This is a genomic window from Achromobacter sp. T5-5, from assembly GCF_055397965.1.
The window spans coordinates 2,871,073-2,890,045 of the sequence record NZ_AP027919.1 but is presented as its reverse complement, the minus strand read 5'-3'; the positions used below and the strand labels follow the sequence as shown (position 1 = coordinate 2,890,045).

Annotated in this window: 16 protein-coding genes; 8 read left to right on the top strand and 8 right to left on the bottom strand. The window is 64.2% G+C overall.

From position 1 onward, the window contains the following. The first annotated feature begins 41 nt into the window (after positions 1–41). From ACZ50Q_RS13075 to ACZ50Q_RS13050, 6 genes are read left to right on the top strand one after another with little or no spacing between them, the layout of a single operon-like run. Entirely contained in the window at positions 42–2,117 is a 2,076-nt protein-coding gene (locus ACZ50Q_RS13075) for a type VI secretion system Vgr family protein (RefSeq protein WP_464081785.1), read from the top strand. Beyond that, positions 2,114–3,064, top strand: coding sequence for a hypothetical protein (locus ACZ50Q_RS13070; RefSeq protein ID WP_464081784.1), 951 nt, complete (start codon positions 2,114–2,116; stop codon positions 3,062–3,064). Before ACZ50Q_RS13075 ends, ACZ50Q_RS13070 begins: the two co-directional genes overlap by 4 nt. Before the next feature lie 4 nt (positions 3,065–3,068). Further along, complete coding sequence (locus ACZ50Q_RS13065) at positions 3,069–6,359, top strand: T6SS effector BTH_I2691 family protein (protein ID WP_464081783.1); 3,291 nt, start codon at positions 3,069–3,071, stop codon at positions 6,357–6,359. Then, entirely contained in the window at positions 6,356–7,150 is a 795-nt protein-coding gene (locus ACZ50Q_RS13060) for a DUF6708 domain-containing protein (RefSeq protein ID WP_464081782.1), read from the top strand. The genes ACZ50Q_RS13065 and ACZ50Q_RS13060 overlap by 4 nt, the downstream gene beginning before the upstream one ends. Continuing rightward, the gene (locus ACZ50Q_RS13055) at positions 7,147–7,365 is read left to right on the top strand and encodes a hypothetical protein (protein WP_464081781.1); all 219 of its coding nucleotides are present in this window, start codon (positions 7,147–7,149) and stop codon (positions 7,363–7,365) included. Before ACZ50Q_RS13060 ends, ACZ50Q_RS13055 begins: the two co-directional genes overlap by 4 nt. Beyond that, the gene (locus tag ACZ50Q_RS13050) at positions 7,362–8,192 is read left to right on the top strand and encodes a DUF6708 domain-containing protein (RefSeq protein ID WP_464081780.1); all 831 of its coding nucleotides are present in this window, start codon (positions 7,362–7,364) and stop codon (positions 8,190–8,192) included. Before ACZ50Q_RS13055 ends, ACZ50Q_RS13050 begins: the two co-directional genes overlap by 4 nt. Before the next feature lie 196 nt (positions 8,193–8,388). Here the strand turns inward: ACZ50Q_RS13050 and ACZ50Q_RS13045 are convergent, their stop codons facing one another. Then, the gene (locus ACZ50Q_RS13045) at positions 8,389–9,282 is read right to left on the bottom strand and encodes a LysR family transcriptional regulator (protein WP_464081779.1); all 894 of its coding nucleotides are present in this window, start codon (positions 9,280–9,282) and stop codon (positions 8,389–8,391) included. A gap of 149 nt (positions 9,283–9,431) precedes the next feature. Between ACZ50Q_RS13045 and ACZ50Q_RS13040 the strand changes: the two genes are divergently transcribed. Next, a complete protein-coding gene (locus ACZ50Q_RS13040) occupies positions 9,432–10,949 on the top strand; it encodes an MFS transporter (protein ID WP_464081778.1) in 1,518 nt (505 codons plus the stop codon). A gap of 13 nt (positions 10,950–10,962) precedes the next feature. On the opposite strand, the gene ACZ50Q_RS13035 is transcribed toward ACZ50Q_RS13040, so the two are convergent. The 4 genes from ACZ50Q_RS13035 to ACZ50Q_RS13020 all read right to left on the bottom strand — a co-directional run bounded on the left by ACZ50Q_RS13035 (position 10,963) and on the right by ACZ50Q_RS13020 (position 15,155). Continuing rightward, entirely contained in the window at positions 10,963–12,246 is a 1,284-nt protein-coding gene (locus tag ACZ50Q_RS13035; RefSeq protein ID WP_092578420.1) for a cystathionine gamma-synthase family protein, read from the bottom strand. A 147-nt stretch (positions 12,247–12,393) separates the two neighbouring features. Next, positions 12,394–13,383: a Bug family tripartite tricarboxylate transporter substrate binding protein gene (locus tag ACZ50Q_RS13030; protein ID WP_464081777.1), complete on the bottom strand. Its 990-nt coding sequence runs from the start codon at positions 13,381–13,383 to the stop codon at positions 12,394–12,396. A gap of 105 nt (positions 13,384–13,488) precedes the next feature. Continuing rightward, positions 13,489–13,908 carry an aconitase X swivel domain-containing protein gene (locus ACZ50Q_RS13025; RefSeq protein ID WP_056561912.1) on the bottom strand — a complete coding sequence of 140 codons (420 nt, stop codon included), beginning with the start codon at positions 13,906–13,908 and terminating at the stop codon, positions 13,489–13,491. 5 nt (positions 13,909–13,913) lie between these two features. After that, positions 13,914–15,155, bottom strand: a complete 1,242-nt coding sequence (locus tag ACZ50Q_RS13020; RefSeq protein WP_464081776.1) for an aconitase X — start codon at positions 15,153–15,155, stop codon at positions 13,914–13,916. 130 nt (positions 15,156–15,285) lie between these two features. Between ACZ50Q_RS13020 and ACZ50Q_RS13015 the strand changes: the two genes are divergently transcribed. Continuing rightward, positions 15,286–16,212: a LysR family transcriptional regulator gene (locus tag ACZ50Q_RS13015; RefSeq protein WP_464081775.1), complete on the top strand. Its 927-nt coding sequence runs from the start codon at positions 15,286–15,288 to the stop codon at positions 16,210–16,212. A 60-nt stretch (positions 16,213–16,272) separates the two neighbouring features. Here the strand turns inward: ACZ50Q_RS13015 and ACZ50Q_RS13010 are convergent, their stop codons facing one another. From ACZ50Q_RS13010 to ACZ50Q_RS13000, 3 genes are read right to left on the bottom strand one after another with little or no spacing between them, the layout of a single operon-like run. Further along, a complete protein-coding gene (locus ACZ50Q_RS13010) occupies positions 16,273–17,751 on the bottom strand; it encodes an aldehyde dehydrogenase (protein WP_464081774.1) in 1,479 nt (492 codons plus the stop codon). A 51-nt stretch (positions 17,752–17,802) separates the two neighbouring features. Next, the gene (locus ACZ50Q_RS13005; RefSeq protein ID WP_464081773.1) at positions 17,803–18,402 is read right to left on the bottom strand and encodes a thiamine pyrophosphate-dependent enzyme; all 600 of its coding nucleotides are present in this window, start codon (positions 18,400–18,402) and stop codon (positions 17,803–17,805) included. Next, complete coding sequence (locus ACZ50Q_RS13000) at positions 18,402–18,938, bottom strand: phosphonopyruvate decarboxylase (protein ID WP_464081772.1); 537 nt, start codon at positions 18,936–18,938, stop codon at positions 18,402–18,404. The genes ACZ50Q_RS13005 and ACZ50Q_RS13000 overlap by 1 nt, the downstream gene beginning before the upstream one ends. Between the last annotated feature and the right edge of the window lie 35 nt (positions 18,939–18,973).

The window sequence follows — 18,973 nt, the reverse complement described above, 5'->3', positions numbered from 1 at the left end:
CGCAGCGCTTGCCACACGCCCCAGCCACTCAGAATCTCGACATGCCCCGCCTATCCGATGTGCGTTTTACGTTTACCGCGGCCGTTGCCGGTCTGGATTTCGAGGTAGTCGAGTTCACGCTCGACGAAGCGCTGTCCGAGACTTTCCAACTGCGTCTCGAATTGTCGAGCTTTGACGACGCAATCGATTTTGGCGCGGTGCTGGATCAACCTGCATTATTTACGATCTGGCGCGCCGAAACTCCCATGCGACATGTCCACGGGATTATCACGAGCTTCGAGCAGGGAGATACGGGCTTCAGACGGACGCGCTATCGGGCAGTGGTGGAACCGGCCCTTGCGCGTACGGGCCTGTGTTCGGACTGGCGCATCTTCCAGCAGCAGTCAGTGCCAGAGATCCTTGCACAAATCATCACGTCGCACGGCATCACCGATTACGAGCAAGTCACGACCAAGCAACACCTGCCGCGCGAATACTGCGTCCAGGCCGGCGACACGGATCTTCAGTTCCTCGCTCGCCTGGCCGCCGAAGAGGGTTTCTTCTATCGCTTCGCGCATACCGAACGGGGTCATCGCCTTATCCACGGCGACAGGATCTACGTGCATGGCGAAATCGAGGGCGGACCCGTCATCTACAACCCCTTGCCTGGCGGCGACCAGCCCGAACCGGCTTTGCGCAGATTCTCCTACGCCGAACAGGTGCGGACTGCCCGGGTCACCCAGAGGGAATATACCTACTCTAATCCGCAATATGACCAGCAGCAGTCGGCGCTCGGCGCGGACCTGGATCATCAGGACGACCGCTACGAGCGTTATGGCTATCCCGGACGCTACAAGGTTGATGAAGCGGGAAAGCCGTTCACGCAAAGCCGCCTTCTGGGCTTACGCCGCGATGCCCGCATGGCGCGTGTTGAAGGCGATGACGCGCGCCTCGTGCCAGGCGTGGCTTTCGATCTGATCGGGCACCCCCGGCAAGACAGGAACCACGGCTGGCGTCCGGTCCGCATGCAGCATCACGGCGTGCAGCACGTAAGCCAGCAAGAGGAAAACGCCGACGCATCGCAAGGCACCCAGTACCGCTATACCGCCGACATCGTGCCTGACCGGGTGGACTGGAAACCCGAACCGGCCGCCAAACCACGCATCGATGGCCCGCAGATCGCGACAGTGGTGGGCCCCGCCAACGAAGAAATCTATTGCGACGCATTCGGCCGCGTCAAGGTGCAGTTCCCCTGGGATCGACTGGGCAGGAATGACGAGCACAGTTCCTGCTGGATACGCGTGTCGCAGAACTGGGCGGGCGAGGCATGGGGCCATATGGCCATTCCGCGCATCGGGCAGGAAGTGATCGTGCACTATCTGGACGGCGATTGTGACCAGCCGGTGATCATCGGCCGCACGTACCGGGCGACCAATCTGCCGCCCTATCCCCTGCCGCAGCACAAGACGCGGATGACGATCAAGAGCAAATCGCATAAGGGCGATGGATTCAACGAGCTGCGTTTCGAGGACGAGCTCGATCAGGAAGAGATCTACGTCCACGCCCAAAAAGACCAGAACATTCACGTCAACCACGACGAAACCACGTTCGTCGGCCGTGACCGCAAGGAAAACGTCGAACGCGACGAGGCGCTGAGCGTTGGCCGTGATCGGCACGACACCATCGGCAACGACGACCTTCAGGATATCGGCCATGACCAGGCCCTGACCATCGGACGCGATCAGGTGATCGCCGTTGAGCGTACGCAACAGGTCAGTATCGGCAAGGATCGCCTGGAAACCGTCGGCAACCACCGCCGCGACAAGACCGCCGCCAACCACATGGTGGAGATCGGTGGCAATGCCGAACATACCGTGCAGGGCCATCATCGCCTTGAAGCAGGCGAGGCGATCCTGCACAAGACGAGGCGGCATCAGGTCGATGCGGAATCCATCACTTTCACTACACCTGGCGGCGTTCTCACGCTGGACGCCAGGGGGCTGACATTCCGCGGTGCGGCTGTGCAACTTCGGGCCGGCAGCATCGATTTTGCGGGCGGCAACGCTGGCAGGACGGTCAGCCTGCCCAGCCTTATCAATCCCGGAGAACAGGCCGATTGCGTGGAGCGCGCCAAATGAGCGCGCAGCGCCTGCATCGGTACATTGAAGAGGCACGCCGCCCCGCCGACTACCTGCACCTGCTCATCGATCCGTTGGCCGGATGTTTTGACGACCATCCGCTCAGTGCGCTTCGACTTCAGGAGGCCCTGGGCGAAGAAGCCCTCTCCATCGTGCCGCGTGCCGATCTTGTCCATGCGCCGCACGAATGCCCGCTGGTCGTGACCTTGGCCCGACCGGATCACCCCTTCAACGCAGACCTCTTCGCGGCGTCCCACGCCTATGCCGCCGAAGCAGCACCAGGGGGCAAGCGCTATGTCTGCGGCTGGATTGTCACCGCGGAGGATGCCACTTCGGTTGCCGAACACCTGGCGAATCGCTGTCTGGTGAACCACGCAGGGCAAGCCCGGACCTGGCCCATGTTTGAGCCGCTGCGGATGGAACTGCTGGCCGTGTCCCTGAAGCAGGACACAGGCCGCTGGCTCTGGCCCATCAAGGAATGGGTCCTTCCCTCCAGCAGTGGCGGGGTCTTTCGCTTGCGCGGCGCGCATGGCGACGGCCCGCCCGGCTTGAACACGGAAGCCCTGGGCGCGCAGCACGACGTCTCCGCAGTAGCCGCGGTACTCGCGGCCTGGCAGCGGCTATCCAGCCAAACCATGAGCCCTGGACTGTTGCAGCAGGCGCCGAGGCATTGGGCCGGCCCCGGCTTACCCGAAGGCGCGGCCGCCAAGGCCCTGCATCATCTGCGGGAAGCCCGCCGGCTCTGCCTGCCTCCCGGTGAAGATCGCATCGTTTTCGCCTTGCACAGCCTCACGGTCCATCCCCATTGGGACACTCACCCGCAACTGCACCCACACATCGTCCAGGCCCTCGCGAGCAAAACACCGCTGGCCGACGCGTTGGCGCGGATCGAAGACTGGATATGGCAACGCGCGATACACGAACTGACTGCGGAACCCAGAGGCTGATTCAATGGTTGCCTATTCAAAAAAAGTGGCGCAAGTCGTGCGCGAAACCTCGCCCGTGCCTTATGGCGCCTGCAAGACCTGCGAACGCGTGGGGATGCCCATTCTGCCGTTGCGCTGGGCGGTGGTGCCCAAAAACAATGCCGTGCGCGCGCTGGGCAAGCTCAGCAACGCTGATACCCAGTTGTCCCTGCGCACACTGCGGGCCGGCTACCTGTACGTCCTGCTCGACCGCAGCGTGTGGCAGGCCTATCAGGTCAGCCCGGAGGGCTGCCTTCGCCAGTTCAATCCGTACCAGGCGCCGCACGGAACGCCCACGCCCCTGGCGAAACAATGTGTGACCCAGGGGCACGATATCCGTTCCTCGTTCATCCACGTCGACTCCAGCGCCTATAAACAAGCGCAGATTGCGTTCGCCAATGACCCCTGGCCTGTCAGCGTGCTGGACGCCTACAAGACCGGAAACGATGCGGATGGCAAGAAGCTCGACCCCAGCCATCTCCAGCGGTTCACGACCTATACGCTCGCCAAGCTAAAGTCCGAGCCGCTGCCGGCCGAACACGCGCTGGCGCTGGAACACGGCCATGCGTTGGAAGACATGGTCGCCGAATACGCACACGGCTACCAGGATTTCGGTAGCGTGCATGAGTTCCATTCCCGCGCAGGCCGTCTCGAGGCCATGCGCATGTACCTGCGCCAGGCGGAAAAGCTCAACGGTCTGACCAACGGCGTCGCGGGGCTTATGCTGCCCGATCCCATCGGCCTTGCCCAGGAGCTCAATGGACTGGTGCGCGCAGTGCAGACCCAACGCCAGCTATGGGCACAGGACGAAGCCGGCACCATCGTCGGCGCCGGCTTGAACCGCCAGCCTGTCAAGCATCTGCGGCCCTACCAATACCTGACCTCGCAATGCCTGCTCGGCATCAAGGCGCTCTATGCCAGGCAGGCCGATGCGCAGACTCCCGACAGTTCCACGCCCGTGCTCGACTACATGCCTAGCGAGTCCGGCTCGCCGCCGGTGTTTGGCGACCCCGCCAAGGAACGCGCCGATGTCGTCAAGCACAGGACCGACCAGCAGGTCGATCGCCTGCAAAAACGGTACAACGAACCCGCACGCAAGGCGTTCCAGGATGCCTACGACAAACAGATGCAGGAATTCCAGCGCGCCATCGACGCGCATGGCAAGGACTGGGCCGCCCAGATCACGGGCGTGGCGTGGAAATGCGCCGTGCGGTACGACTATGCAGGCACCGACAAGTACTCCGCCGTCGCCTGCCTCAAGGCCGTTGCGGCGTCCCTGGCGGGCGGCCCCTGCGAAGCGCTTCCACCGCCCCCAGCGCCAGGATCGCCCCCCCGGCCGCAAGTGCTTAGCCCCACCAGCGCGGCATGGAAATCCCTGCTCGAGGATGGCGCAAGCCCGCTCTATGCAGCGCTGCTCGCGCGCAACGCCGCATTGCGCAATGCATTCACACCCATCCTGAGCGCGGGCGCCATGCCCAATGACGCGGGCAAGAAATACTACGACACCATCAAAGCCATCATGGGCTCCAGCGAAATCAAGTCCTTTCGCGAGCACCATGTGCACGAAGCCGTGGATGCGCTGCTCGGTGCGATGCAGAACGCAGCCTCTCGCCTGGACAAGCAGCTCAGTGAGGGCGCCAAGGCCGCGGTAAGCCATATCCATAGCGGATCCGCACTGCTTTATGCGAACCTGCAGCTCACCCAGGTGAAAGTGCAGTTGACCGTGGGTGAGTATTACAACCTGCTTTCCGAGCAACTACACGGCAGCGCCAACCGCGCCGCCCACGCGCTGGGCAAGCAAGCGCGCGCCATGCTGTTTGCCGGACTGATCAGCATCCCCAGCCCTGCCGTGCGCAACACGCTGATCGACGTGACCCTTTGGGTCAGAGGAACCGCCGATCAGGTCAAGGCCGAAATGACCAACCTGCGCGCCGCCGCCCACACGGGCGCCGATAACACCTGGCGCAAGCTCGTTGCCGGTGTCAAGAACCTGGAACCCCTGGCGGCACAGGCGTTGCAAGACATACAGATCTCGGCCGCGAGCGCGCGGCTGTTCGCAGGCAGGAGCTTTGCCGGCCTGCGCAGCCTGGCGGGGGGCAGCACGGACGGCGGGCTGGCGATACTTTCGCTGTACTTCCAGGCGGATACGCTAAAGAAGAATCTGGCGGCGATCGATAAGGCCGTGGGCGCCACCCACCCTGAAGCCGTGACGGCGATGTATGGAGCGTCGGTCGGCGTGATGGGTGCGGGATTGGAGGTGGCCGCTTTGGGATTGAAGGTGCCGGCTGAGGCGGCCAGGGCGTTTTTGCAGCGTGGGGGGATGGCTGAACCGCTTGTGCTGGGGAGGGTTATTGGCGTTGGGCGAGAGCTGGTTAAGACTGCCGGTGTAATTGGGGCGCTGGTGGGGATTGCGGATGGGGTCGGGAGCGCATTATCTTCGGCGCGAGCAACCGCTGCAGGTGACAAAAGTTCCATGATTGCATATCGAGGAGCCAGCGCCTTTTCCTTCTTGGGAGCTGGGTTTGGCGTTGCTGGTGCAGTTGGGTCTGGTCAGATATTGGGCGGCCTGCTTGGTTTGGGCTCTCTGGGCTGGGCGCTCATCCTGGGCTTGGCTGCATATGGCCTCGCGCAATACGCCAAGAGTCTGGAATCCACCCCTCTGGAACGCTGGGCACGTCGCTGCTATTTCGGCGATCACGCGGAAACACCGCCAGTGGCGTGGCTTTTGCCAACCGATATGGATACCGCCATCGCCGAACTCAACGCCGCCGTATTGGGCATGGATATAGCGCTGGGCTTCGACAGCGAACTGCGGGCCAAAGACGATGCGGCTCTGGCGCAGACGCCGGTCGAAGACCTGAAAAACGGTGGGGCCCTTGAATCAGGCACCGTCCTGAAATATCGCATCGTGTTGCCTGCCTACGATCCAGCCGTCTCGCGTTACCGCTTTGAACTGGTCGTCCAACGCTTCGGCCTACGCAGCGGCAGCAACATGCTGCGCGATAAAAGCACCGAGGTCGCGCCGCAAACCTTGGCGTCCGGAGAGCACAACTCCGGCAACAGTGCATCTCCGATTTCACCATCACCGCACCGCATCCCCGATTACGTTGCGCTGACTTCAAATACTCCCACCAAGAAGCAGCCGGTCATCAGCGGCGGCTTTTCCTTGGATGCATTCCACAGCATCAAGTCGGCCACCCTGGTGATCAGTTACTGGCCCGACAAGAACGATATCGAGGGATTCGCCCGAGTTGAATTAAAGGAGATGGCGCCGTGACGAAGCCATTGCTCGATCCGCCCTGTCAAGGCTGGCAACGCGATTTGCCCGGTCCGAATGATTCGCCAACTGACGTTCCCGACATCGTGTCCGGGGCGCCCAATCACCTGGACGGGACCTATCTGGAATTGTCCCGGCGGTCGTTTAGCATAAGAGGGCTCTTTATTGGATTCGGGCTAATTTCTACTGTCTGGTGCCTAGTCTCGATGTTCGGATCAATACCTTTCCTCCTGGAGGATTTGTCACGAAAAGGACGACTTGACGAAGAGCTAGTGATCAGCATTTTGCTGGTTTTCAGCACGACCATTATTACCTTCTTGTCGGCATGTATTTTCTTCCGACTTGACATTTCTCCTCCCCGGAGCGAACCGGTTCGCTTCAATCGCCTTCGCCGGAAAGCCTACGTCTACGGATACCAGTTCGTATGGTGGAACCCCTTTACACGCTGGACCGTCACTACCACATCCTACGATTGGGACGACCTTCGTGCCGAAGCCTGGAAGCAACGCGGCGCGACAGCCAATGGCGGTTTGGTGATCAATGAAGGCGTATCACTGGCTGTCGTCAAACCAGGCACCAACCAGGTAATCGACCGGTTCCATCTATCCGGCTCGGTGCAAACCGCACTGTGGGCCTACATCTGCACCTACATGCAAAAGGGCCCAGAAGCGCTCAAGCCCTGCGACGCTCCCATGCGCGACGCCAACGACACCTACAACCCGATCACCCGACTGGCCCCGAAGGTGCAATGGCCCGAGGCGATGGATATCGAATCGCGGACGGCGCCATGAACTTTGCGCTAACTCCGCTGCGGATGCGCTGCATCCCCAACAAAATGACGCGGCGCTTGGCCGTACCCACCGGCAACCTGCGGCTCATCGGCAGCGGCTCTTCCTTGGATGCATTCCCTAGCATCAAGTCGGCTGCCCTGGTTCTCAGTTACTGGCCCGACAAAAACGATATCGAGGGATTCGCCCGAGTTGAGTTAAAGGAGATGGCGCCGTGACGAAGCCATTGCTCGAGCCACCCTGCAAGGGCTGGCAGCGCGATCTGCCAGGTCCGAATGATCCTCCTGCCGAGGAGCCTTGTATCGTGTTCGGCGCACCCAATCATCTCAATGACGTGTACTTAGAGATATCCCGCCGCACAATTGCCATTCGCGGGTTTCTACTGTTGATGGCGATACCCTGCTGGAGTCTAGTTCTTTGGACTCTTGTTGCCAGTGGCTTTGTTAGTGATCTGGCAAACTTCGAGTCAACGCAACTCATTGTGTTTTTTGCATTCGCTGTTTTCCTGTTGATATCGCTATCAATGGTGCGCATTGATCTTTCAGTTCCTCGCAGTGAGCCTGTCCGCTTTAACCGCATTCGTCGCAAAGTCTACGTTTATGGATTTCAGCTCGTATGGTGGAACCCCTTTGCTCACTGGTACGTCACCACCAAATCCTACGACTGGGACGACCTGCGCGCCGAAGCCTGGAAGCAACGCGGCGCGACGGCCAACGGCGGTTTGGTGATCAACGAAGGCGTATCCCTGGCTGTCGTCAAACCAGGCACCAACCAAGTCATCGACCGCTTCCATCTATCCGGCTCGGTGCAGACCGCACTGTGGGCCTACATCTGCACCTACATGCAAAAAGGCCCGCAAGCGCTCGAACCCTGCGACGCCCCGATGCGCGACGCCAACGACACCTACAACCCCATCACCCGACTGGCCCCTAAGGTGCAGTGGCCAGAGGCGATGGATATCGAATCGCGCACTGCCCCATCCTCGTATTCCGGTGCGCCTGCCGCCGGCGTTTTTCTCTGTGGGCAATCGCCGGAACCGCGATGAACCAACCACGTGTCGTCCTGAACGATACGACGACTTACGGCGCCACGCTCGTCGCCTCCCAGCGTGGCGTCAGCGTGCGGGCGTGATTCCGCTCAAAGATGAATGCCCCCAGCAAGAATAATCAAGCCGGCAGGGCATCCGGAGCACGTTGCCTCCGGTCCCATCCCCAATAAACTCGCCTGAACCTGCCGCAGGACTAGCTGACCCGCACCCCAGACCCATCGGCCCGCAGCAACTGCTCCATGCGCTGCTGCAACCACAACTCCGTTTCACCCGGCGCCGCGCCCTGCAGCCACAGCGTGCGCACGGACAACATCGGCAACGCCAGTTCCGCGCAGGGCACCGGGGTCAGCGTGGTGCGAAAGCTTTCGTATTCCGCGATGTTCAGGGGCAGGATCGCAAAGCCCAGGCCGTCGGCCACCATCCCCGCGATGCTGTAGAAGCTGTCGGTGCGCCACAACGTCGGGCTCAGCACCATGTCCTCGACGCCTTCCATCTGCATCACAAGCTGGCGGTGCCGCGCCAGATCCTTGCGCGACACGCTCGGCAAGGCCGCCAGCGGGTGGCCCGACGCCACGAAAATGCCCTGCGCCACGGTGCCCAGGTACCGGTGCGCGAAGTCGCTGCCCGGATCGCCCCGGTCGAAATGGAACGCGATGCTCGCCCGGCCCTGCCGAACGAAATCGGCCACTTCGGTCGCGGTGCCGTTCAACTGGGTCAGCTCCAGCGCCGGAAACCGCTCGGCCAATTCCACCACCAGCGCGCCCAGCACGAGATACGGCAGGGCCTCATCCAGCGCAATGGACAGCCGCGCCTCTTGCCCGCCGGCGAACGACAGCGCGCGTTGGGCAAGACCGCCGGCCTGCCGCAGCAGCTCCCTCGCTTCCAGCAGCATCACTTCGCCGGCCGGGGTCAGCACCGCATTGCGCCGGGACCGGTCGAACAGCGCCACGCCCAGATCCGCCTCCAGCAATCCCACCGAGGTGCTGACCGCCGACTGCGCGCGGCCGATGCGCCGGCCCGCCGCCGAAAACGAGCCCGCCTCTGCCGCCGCCACGAATTGCCGTAATTGATCCAGGGTCCATTGCATGGTCCGCTCCGGTTGATTCCGTTTTACCCATCGATTTTATAGATGGAATCCAACTTCTAATTGAAATTATCCAGATGGATAATGCGCGCCCAGGGACCGGTGCGCGCCAGGCGCGCGCGCAAATCCCTGCTTTATGAAGGAGTAGAACCATGCAGCGCACTTCCCACGCTGTCGCCGCGTCCGCCCCCGGCCGCTGGCTGGTGCTGGCCATCGTGTCCAGCGCCTTGCTGCTGATCGTCGTCGACATGACGGTCCTGTACACCGCCCTGCCGCGGCTCACGCACGAACTGGGCGTCACTGCCTCGGCCAAGCTCTGGATCGTGAACGTCTACGCGCTGGTCGTGTCCGGCCTGTTGCTGGGCATGGGCACGCTGGGCGACCGGCTGGGCCACAAGCGCCTGTTCATGATGGGGCTGGCCGTGTTTGGCGCAGCTTCGCTGGCCGCCGCCTATTCGCCGGGCGCCGCCGTCCTGATCGCGGCGCGCGCGCTGCTGGGCGTGGGCGCGGCAATGATGATGCCCGCCACCCTGTCCATCCTGCGCCTGGCCTTCGCCGACGAGCGCGAGCGCGCCGTCGCCATCGGCGTCTGGGCCTCGGTCGCCTCGGGCGGCGCGGCGCTGGGGCCCGTGGTGGGCGGCCTTCTGCTGGAGCATTTCTGGTGGGGCTCGGTGTTCCTCATCAACGTGCCCATCGTGCTGCTGGCGCTGCCGCTGGCGTGGCGCTGCATCCCGGCCAGCGTGCCGGACGCCTCGCGGCCCTGGGATCTGACCGGTTCGCTTCAGGTGATGGCGGGCATGGTCCTGTGCGCCTACGCGCTCAAGGAACTGGGCCGGGCGTCGCCGTCCTGGCTGCATGCCGCGCTGGCCTGCGCGGCGGGCGCGGCGATCCTGACCGTCTTCGTGCGCCGCCAGCGACGCCGGCCCCACCCGCTGATCGACTTCGCCATCTTCCGCAACGCCTCGTTCAGCTCGGCCGTGGCCGCGGCGCTCTTCGCCGCGGCCGCGCTGCTGGGGATGGAACTGGTGTTCAGCCAGCGGCTGCAACTGGTGCTGGGCATGTCGCCGATCCAGTCCGCGCTCTTCATCCTGCCGCTGCCGCTGGCCGCCTTCGTGGCCGGGCCGCTGGCCGGACTGCTGCTGGGGCGCGTGGGCAGCCGGCGCATGCTGTTCCTGGCGCTGCTAGTGTCGGGCGTGGGCATGGGCGGCTACCTGCTGACCTACGACGCCGCGGTCGTGCCGCAGATGATCAGCCTGTGCGTGCTGGGCCTGGGCATCGGCGCCACCATGACGGCCGCGTCCAGCACCATCATGCAGAGCGCCACGCCCGAGCGCGCCGGCATGGCCGCATCGATCGAAGAGGTGTCCTACGAACTGGGCGGCGCGCTCGGCGTGACCCTGATGGGCTCGATCCTGTCGGGCGTCTACGCGCAGACGCTGTCCGTGCCGGCCGGGGTTGCCGAGGCGGCCGCCACAAGCGCCGCGCGCGACAGCCTGGACGAAGCGCTCGTCATCGCCGCCGGCCTGCCCACGGAGCTTGCGGCCACCCTGACGGCGCTGGCCCGCGGCGCCTTCGAGACCGGCTACGCGGCGGTCATCGCCACCGCCACGCTGATGCTGCTGACCACCGCCGCCTTCGTGTTGCTGAATCGCGCCCGGCGCACGGGGTAGCCGGGCTGACGGTTCAACAGTTGCGAAACGCGTGATCCAAGTCCGCGATCAGGTCTTCCTCGTGCTCCAGGCCGATGGACACCCGGATCAGGCCTTCGGACACGCCCGCCGCGTCGCGCTCGGCGGCGGGTACGCCGGAGTGCGTGGTCGACGCCGGGTGGCAAATCAGCGTCTCGGTGCCGCCCAGGCTGACCGCCGAGCGGAACAGATGCAGGGCGTTGATGAAGCGGAACGCGCGCTCGCGGCCGCCCTCCAGCACGAAGGCAAAGGTTGAGCCGGGGCCAGTGCACTGGCGCTTGTACACCTCTTGGTAGGCGCGGTCGGCGATCAGTTCCGGATGGAATATCTGCACCTTCTCGTGCGGATTACCCGCCAGCCATTGCGTGACCTTGGTGGCCGTGCGCGCGGCCTGCTTCATGCGCAGCACCACCGTCTCCATCGACCGCGTGATCATCCAGCAGGAATGCGGATCCAGTTGCGATCCGAACGCGCTGCGGATCGCGCGCACCTTCTTGATCAGCTCCTTGCTGCCCGTGACGGCCCCGGCCACCAGGTCGCTGTGGCCACCCACGTACTTCGTCAGCGAATACACCGACAGGTCCACCCCGTGCTCGGCCGGCTTCTGGAAGATCGGCCCGAGCAGTGTGTTGTCGCACACTGAAATCGGACGGTAGCCGTGGCGCGTCTCGAACGCGTCCAGCTCATTCTTCATGGCCTCGAAGTCGAATAGCGCATTCGTCGGATTGGCGGGCGTCTCCACGTAGAACAGCTTTACCGGCCCCTTGGCCGCCGCCTGTTCCAGCGCCGCGCGCATGCTGCTGGGCGACAGCCCATTGGCCACCGGATGGGAACCAATGCCCCATTCGGGAAAGACCTTGCCGATCAGGGTCTCGGTCCCCCCGTACAGCGGCACGGACTGCACCAGTTGATCGCCCGGCCGCAAAAACGCCATCAGCACCGCGCTGATCGCGGACATGCCGCTGGACGTTACCGCCGCGTCCTGCGAGCCATCCAGCAGCGACAGCCGGTCTTCGACGATCTCCAGGTTCGGATGATTGAAGCGGCTGTACACCAGCCCCGCCGACTCGCCCTGCGGCAGGGGCTTGCGGCCCGACACCAGATCAAAGAACGCGGCGCCATCCTCCGCCGTGCGAAAGGCAAACGTGGACGTGAGGAACACCGGCGGCTTGACGGCGCCTTCCGACAGGAAGGGATCGTAGCCGTAGGACATCATCTGCGTTTCGGCATGCAGCGGGCGGCCGAAGATGTCCTTCTTGTGGTAGCTCGAGTAAGTCATGGAGTGCCTCTCTCTGGTGTTCCAGCCGACCGGGCGGGCGCGTCACGCATCTTCCAGACAATAACGCCGAGCTGCGGGGGAGTTATTGCAGGTTGTGACGTGCGCGCGCCGCGCAACAGCAGGATCCGGGAGAGGCGGCCCCAGGCCTCAGTCCACCGTTGCCCCGGACAGCTTCACCAGCTTGGCCCACTTGTCGATTTCCTGGTCCAGGAAGGCCTTGAACTGCGCCGGCGACTGGCTCGTGGGCGCGGAGCCTTGATCCAGCAGCACCTTGCGGAACGCTGGGTCTTGCGTCACCGACTTCAGGGCCTGGGCGAGCCCATCGACAACGGCGGGCGGCGTGCCGGCGGGCACGAACACACCGTTCCACAGCGATACGTCGAATCCGGGCAGCGCTTCACCCACCGCCGGCACATCGGGCAGGCGCGGCGAGCGCTCCGGGGTGGTCACGCCCAATGCGCGCAACTTGCCACTTTCCAGGTACGACAGCACTTCCACCAACGGCGAAAACACCGCCTGCACCTGGCCGCCCATCAGGTCCACGTTCGCCGGCGCCCCGCCCTTGTACGCCACATGGACCATGTCGCCCTTGGCCATCGCGTTGAACAGCGCACCGGACAAATGTGAGGCCGACCCGTTGCCCGCGGAACCGTAGTTCACCGGCGCGTCCTTCTTCTGGACCAGCGTGATGAACTCCGTGAGCGACTTGGCCGGCACGCTGTTGTTCACGGTCAGCACATTCGGAATCGACGCGATCTGCGACACGGGAATCAGATCACGGCGCAGGTCGAAGCCCATGTTCTTGTACAGCGTCACATTGGTGGCGATCGTGCTGGTGGCCAGCAGCAGTGTGTAGCCGTCGGGCGTTGCGCGCGCCGCCACGCTCGATCCCAGGTTGCTCCCCGCCCCCGCCCGGTTCTCCACGATCACCTGTTGCTTGAGTTGCCGGGACAGATGTTCGGCGAGGAGCCGCGCGGTCGCATCCGTGCTGCCGCCGGCCGCAAAGGGAACGATCATCGTGATGGCCTTGCGCGTGGGCCAGTCGGCGCCCGCGTCGGGCTGGGCCGCGTGCGCGGCCGGGGCGCCCGCGCCAAGACAGGCGCCCAAGACAAGGGCGATGCGTACTCGTGAGGTCATGGTTGTCTCCTTGATTGGAATAAGCGCGGCCGTTCCGGGCGTTGCGTCGTGCGCGCAACTACCCGAAGGCCGGTGAAGAGTGCGGCTGGCGCCGCGTGCGAACTGCTATTGCGGTGTCACGACAACGGTGCCGGCGTCGGCATCCACGTCCAGCCAGTCGCCCGTGGCGATGGCCTTGGTCGGGTCTTCGTCCAGCCCGGCCACGACGGGGATGGCGCCGATGATCGCGCCGATCGTCGTGATCGGTTCCGGCGTCACCTGCACGAACGCCAGCGGCGCCGTACCACGCGAGACCATGTCGTAGATCTTGTAAGAGCCGCCGGTCGATCCCTTGCCGGTCAGAAAGACCAGCACCTTGCCGGCGATGTTCACGCCTTCCAGCTCGTGCCCGGGTTCGGTGACGATACCCGTCATGTTGTCGACGCCGCCGTTAAAGCTGATCGCCTCTCCCGTCACGACGGCCTGTCCGCTGGTCTTGCCCTTGACGATCTTGCGCCCCGTCAGGACGCGTTTGGCTTGGATCATGGCGCTTACCTCCAGACGCCGCTGACGGCGGCCTGCATGACGCGATTGAGATTGCCGTAATGCGTGGGCAGGCCGAACTGGCCGGGCGCGTAGAACGCCATTTTGGCGGAGTTGGTGGTCAGCGTGCGATAGCCCTTGGCTGGCGCGATCACGCGGCTGCGGGCCAGGAACGGGCAGGTTTCGCGCACCACCGTCCCGCCGGCATCCTTGATCGTCTGGATGTATCCCATGCGATCGGCCATGGCGTACATGGCGCCGGCCGTGGTGACCCACAGCGCGACGTCCGGATGCACCCGTTTGCCCTCCAGCGCCTCGGCCACCTCGCGGATCTCCTGCACCGACGCATTTGGACAGCCCACGAGGATCCAGTCCACGTGATCCGATTGTTCCTTGTTCAGCGCGGCCTCGGCCTTTTTCTTTTCGGCGTCGTCAAAGACCAGCACTTTTTCGGGCTCATGGCCACCGAATGCCGCCTCAAGCGTGGGCGCTTCGGGCGTGACGCCGACCGCATGGAACATGCTTACCGCGCCCGAAGCCGCCAGCGCGGCGCTCAGCGCTTTCAACTGCTCCAGCGTGGGATCGGAGGGGATGCCCGTGAACACCGGCGTGTCCTGCCCAGCGATGCGGCCGGCAAAGTAGCCCAGCGTGCCGTAATCGGTCATGTCGTCGAGCGTGGTCTCGACCTTGACCAGCAGTTTTCCGTAGCGGTTCTCCGTCAGGTGAAATCCGTACTCCGGCGTGCGTCCCGTCAGCGCGGTGGCCAAGCCGCTGGGGCCGCCTTCGCGATTGGTGCGGGCGCCGCACACCGAGTTGGCGTACACCACAGCAGACGACTCGCCCCACGCCATGTGCTCGCCGAATCGCGGACTGTTGCCCACCAAGTAGGGAATACAGGTATTGCAGGTGTTGGCGCCCATGCCGGCATAGGCGTCCGTCAGGCGGGTTTGCAGCGCGCTGTCCGACTCCGGAATGCCGATCTCGCGCCACTGCACCGGATCGACTGCCGTCGGGTTCGTGGTCACCCGGGTGACGAACGTGCCGCCCTGGCGCTTGATGTCTTCGACAAAGCGCGTGCCGGCCTCTTCCGCGACGAGGACAGACGAACCTGCCATGTGGACGTTGCTGACCTGCAGCAGGCGTTTGGCGCCAAAACTCTCACCCAGGGCCACCAGGATTTCCATGGCCTTTTGCACGGCAGGCCCCTTGCCGCCCGCCAGCATGACCGACTCTTCTTCCGTGAGAAACATATGCACGCCTCCAATGCGTTCGAATCCTCAGGCACAAATTGTGATCGCGGCGTTAAATCAAAAAAAGCGATAAATTGGAATCCAATCAGATTCCTCAATTAGATGTTTTCCGGCCACAAAGGAGGCGCCGTTGATCACGTTCAAGCAGCTCGAAGCCGTGTATTGGGTCGTTCAGCTCGGCGGGTTTGCACCGGCGGCCAACCGGCTGCACACCACGCAGTCCGCGGTATCCAAGCGCGTGCAGGAACTGGAAGCGCTCTTCGACACGCCGCTTTTTGACCGCACGTTGCGCACGGCCCGGCTGACGGAGAAAGGCGAAGAGATGTTCCTGCTGGCCAAACGGCTGCTGGAACAGCGCGATGCGGCCATCGAGCAGTTCCAACGGCCGGACGTCATGGAGCGCCATGTGCGCATCGGCATCACGGAACTGACGGCCATGACCTGGTTGCCCAGACTGGTAAGCGCCATCCAGGCGCGCTATCCCCGGGTCATCATCGAGCCCCATGTCGATACCAGCGCCATCCTGCGCGACAAGCTGCTGGCCGACGAGGTGGACCTGATGATCGTGCCGGACGTGTTCGACGACCAGCGCTTCGTCTCCCGGCGGGTCGGTCAGGTCGTCAATTCGTGGATGTGCAAGCCGGGGCTGGCGCCTCGGCGGCGGCTCAAGGTGCAGGACCTCGTCAAGCACCGGCTGCTGACGCAGGACGAACGCTCCGGCACCGGCCAGCTCTACAACCGCTGGTTTCGCTCGGTGGGGGTGCGGCCCGAGCAGACCGTGCTGAGCAACAGTCTGGTGGCATTGATCGGTCTGGCGATCTCAGGCATGGGCATCAGCTACCTGCCCAAGACCTTTCTGGCGCCCATGGTGGAGTCGGGCGCGCTCGAGATCCTGACGGTGACGCCCGCCTTGCCGCCTGCGGCCTATGCGGCGGTCTTTCGCGGCGACCGCCCCAGCAGCCTGATTACCGCCATCGCGGCGCTGGCACAGGAACAGTGCGATTTCGGCAAGATCTTCCAGTCGGATGCGCAGGCGACGCGCGTGGCTGGTACGTAGCAGGCGGCAGGGGCGGGAAACAACGCAAGCAAGGCGCGGCCCGTGGCCGCCCATGCCGGATCAACGCAGTACGAACGGATTGCTGGCGGTCGCCCCGCTATTGAGCCAGACGCTCTTGACCTGCAGGAACTCCTTGACGGCGTCCATGCCGTTCTCGCGCCCCAGCCCCGAATCCTTGTAGCCGCCAAAGGGCGCCATGAAGCTGACCGCACGATACGTGTTGACCCAGACCGTGCCGGCCTTCAACCGTTCCGACATCCGGATCGCGCGGGCGATGTCCTGCGTCCACACCGCGGCGGCCAGTCCGAAGCGGACATCATTGGCGATCCGCAGCGCCTCGGCTTCGTCCTTGAAGCGGATGATGGACAGCACCGGCCCGAACACCTCTTCCTGGGCGATGCGCATGTCGTTGCGCACGTCGCCGAAGATGGTCGGTTCCACGAACCACCCCTTGCCGCATTCCGGCCGTTGCGCGGCCTTGCCGCCCAGCAGCAGGGTTGCCCCCTCGTCCCGCGCGATGCGGATGTAGTCCAGCACCTTCTGGAATTGGGGCGGCGTCGTCACCGGCCCGACCTGCGTGGCTGGATCCATCGGATCCCCCATGCGCGCAGCGGCCGCCAGCGACAGCAGCTTTTCGACAAAGGTGTCGTAGATGCTGTCCTGGAGCAACAGGCGCGAACCGGCGATGCAGGTTTGCCCGCTTGCCGCGAAGATGCCCGAGATCGCGCCGAATACGGCCTGTTCCAGGTCCGCGTCCTCGAAGACGATGTTGGGCGACTTGCCGCCAAGTTCCAGCGAGGAGTGCTTGAGCAGACGCGCGGCCTGCTCGTTGATCAGGCGGCCGGTCTGGTCCGACCCCGTAAAGGTGACTTTCTGCACCAGCGGATGCTGGACCAGCGCGGCCCCCACTTCCTGGCCATAGCCCGTCACCACGTTCAGCACGCCGGGCGGAAACCCCGCCTCGTCGAACAGTTCGGCGAACTCAAGCGTCGACGCGGATGTGAACTCCGACGGTTTCACGACCACCGTGCAGCCGGCCGCCAACGCCGGCGCGATCTTCCAGCCCAGCAGCAACAAGGGCGAATTCCACGGCGTGATCGCCGCCACCACGCCCAGCGGCTCGTGGCGCGTGTAGGTGAAATAGCCTTTCTTGTCCAATGGCAGCGTCGACCCGTGGATCTTGTCCGCCAGGCCGCCGTAGTAGCGGAACCATTGCGGCAGGTAGGTCAACTGTCCCAACATCTCGGCGAACAGCTTGCCGTTGTCCTGGACTTCCGTTTCCGCGAGCTTGCGCGCATCGCGTTCGATGAGATCGGCCAGTCGATACAGCAACCTGCCGCGCTCGGTGGCGGTCAGTTCCGCCCACGGTCCTTCCGAAAAGGCGAAGTGGGCGGCCTGCACCGCCACATCGACGTCTTGCGCGGCTCCGCGGGCAACCCGCGCCCAGGCCTCGCCAGTGTAGGGGTTCTGCGTCTCGAACCATTCGCCCGAGATGGCAGCGGCCGGCGCACCCGCAATCCGCATTGAGTAAGTCTTCATCACAGCCTCCTGGCCTGAATGCAGCATGGCAGCCCAAGGGGCTGCCGCTGCTCAGAACGTCGAAAATCCCAGGGCGGCCCGGAAGCGGTTCTTGACGTACACACCGTCGCGCGGCGGCAGCGCGCGCGGCGGTTCGTCCGGCTTGATGAACACCTGGGCGAAGGCGACGCCACGACGCGCCATCACGCGCTCGGCGACCTCGCCCGCCCGGCCCGCTTCCCTGACGGCAAACGCGTCCTTGATGCCGAACCCCTGCGCCACGGCCACCAGGTCCGTGCCGAGGCTGGTATGGCTGCGCTGCATGCCGGTCTCGCCGAAATGGCCGTTGTCCAGCACCACGATGGTCAGGTTCCTGGGCTGTTTGGCGCCGACGGTGCCCAGCGTGCCCACGCCCATCAACTGTTCGCCGTCGCCGGTGATGACAAGCACGGGCCGGTCCGGCTGCGCAAGCGCCAGGCCCAGGCCAAGCGCCACGGCGCCGCCCATGGCGCCCCACAGATAGAAATTCTGGTCCCGGTCGCCCGCGGCAAAAACGTCATAGGACGGAGACCCCAGGCCCGAGACGATCAGCGCGTCGGGCGACGCCGCGATCAGTTGCGACACGAAGGCGCGGCGGTCCACGGCGCCCGAAGCATTCAAGGTGGTCGACATCAGTTGCGCTCCCACTTCTTACGTCCAATCAAGGTTTGCGACAGCAGGACGGCTACCTGCTCGCCTGCCAGAAATGCGGAGTCGGCAGCGGCACTGACGATCTCTCCGACCTCCTCGGGGTTCGACGCCCGCAGCACCGTGATGCCCATCAGTTCAAGCGCCTGCTGGGTGGTCTTGCCCATCGGCCCCTGCCAGGGATTGAATTCCGCGTACTCGCCCCGCATCGTCACCAGCGTGAGAAAGGGAAAGTTGCAGCTGCGCAGCAGCGAGAACATGTTCACGCAATTGCCCACGCCGCTGCTTTGCATCAGCAGCGCGGCACGCTGGCCGCCCAGCCACGCGCCGCTGACGACGGCGACGCCCTCTTCTTCCGTGGTCAGGACCACGTCGGTGATGTCCGGATCTTGCTGCGCCTGCCGGATGGCATAGGAATGGCCGGCGTCCGGCACGTACGCGATCTGGCGGACGCCGCCGGCTTTGAGCGCGTCGAACACGGCTTGCTGCCAGGCAGGCGCCTCGGTGGTGGTGGTAGTCATGAGTGAATTTCCCGGTGGCTAAGTGCTGCGAGGCA

Bases quoted from the DNA above. Each gene is read 5' to 3' on its own strand.
- ACZ50Q_RS13065 (WP_464081783.1), top strand. From the start codon at position 3,069: ATGGTTGCCTATTCAAAAAAAGTGGCGCAAGTCGTGCGCGAAACCTCG.
- ACZ50Q_RS13025 (WP_056561912.1), bottom strand. From the start codon at position 13,908: ATGATCCAAGCCAAACGCGTCCTGACGGGGCGCAAGATCGTCAAGGGC.
- ACZ50Q_RS13040 (WP_464081778.1), top strand. From the start codon at position 9,432: ATGCAGCGCACTTCCCACGCTGTCGCCGCGTCCGCCCCCGGCCGCTGG.
- ACZ50Q_RS13005 (WP_464081773.1), bottom strand. From the start codon at position 18,402: ATGTCGACCACCTTGAATGCTTCGGGCGCCGTGGACCGCCGCGCCTTC.
- ACZ50Q_RS13030 (WP_464081777.1), bottom strand. From the start codon at position 13,383: ATGACCTCACGAGTACGCATCGCCCTTGTCTTGGGCGCCTGTCTTGGC.
- ACZ50Q_RS13055 (WP_464081781.1), top strand. From the start codon at position 7,147: ATGAACTTTGCGCTAACTCCGCTGCGGATGCGCTGCATCCCCAACAAA.
- ACZ50Q_RS13035 (WP_092578420.1), bottom strand. From the start codon at position 12,246: ATGACTTACTCGAGCTACCACAAGAAGGACATCTTCGGCCGCCCGCTG.
- ACZ50Q_RS13010 (WP_464081774.1), bottom strand. From the start codon at position 17,751: ATGAAGACTTACTCAATGCGGATTGCGGGTGCGCCGGCCGCTGCCATC.
- ACZ50Q_RS13045 (WP_464081779.1), bottom strand. From the start codon at position 9,282: ATGCAATGGACCCTGGATCAATTACGGCAATTCGTGGCGGCGGCAGAG.
- ACZ50Q_RS13075 (WP_464081785.1), top strand. From the start codon at position 42: ATGCCCCGCCTATCCGATGTGCGTTTTACGTTTACCGCGGCCGTTGCC.
- ACZ50Q_RS13020 (WP_464081776.1), bottom strand. From the start codon at position 15,155: ATGTTTCTCACGGAAGAAGAGTCGGTCATGCTGGCGGGCGGCAAGGGG.
- ACZ50Q_RS13000 (WP_464081772.1), bottom strand. From the start codon at position 18,938: ATGACTACCACCACCACCGAGGCGCCTGCCTGGCAGCAAGCCGTGTTC.
- ACZ50Q_RS13070 (WP_464081784.1), top strand. From the start codon at position 2,114: ATGAGCGCGCAGCGCCTGCATCGGTACATTGAAGAGGCACGCCGCCCC.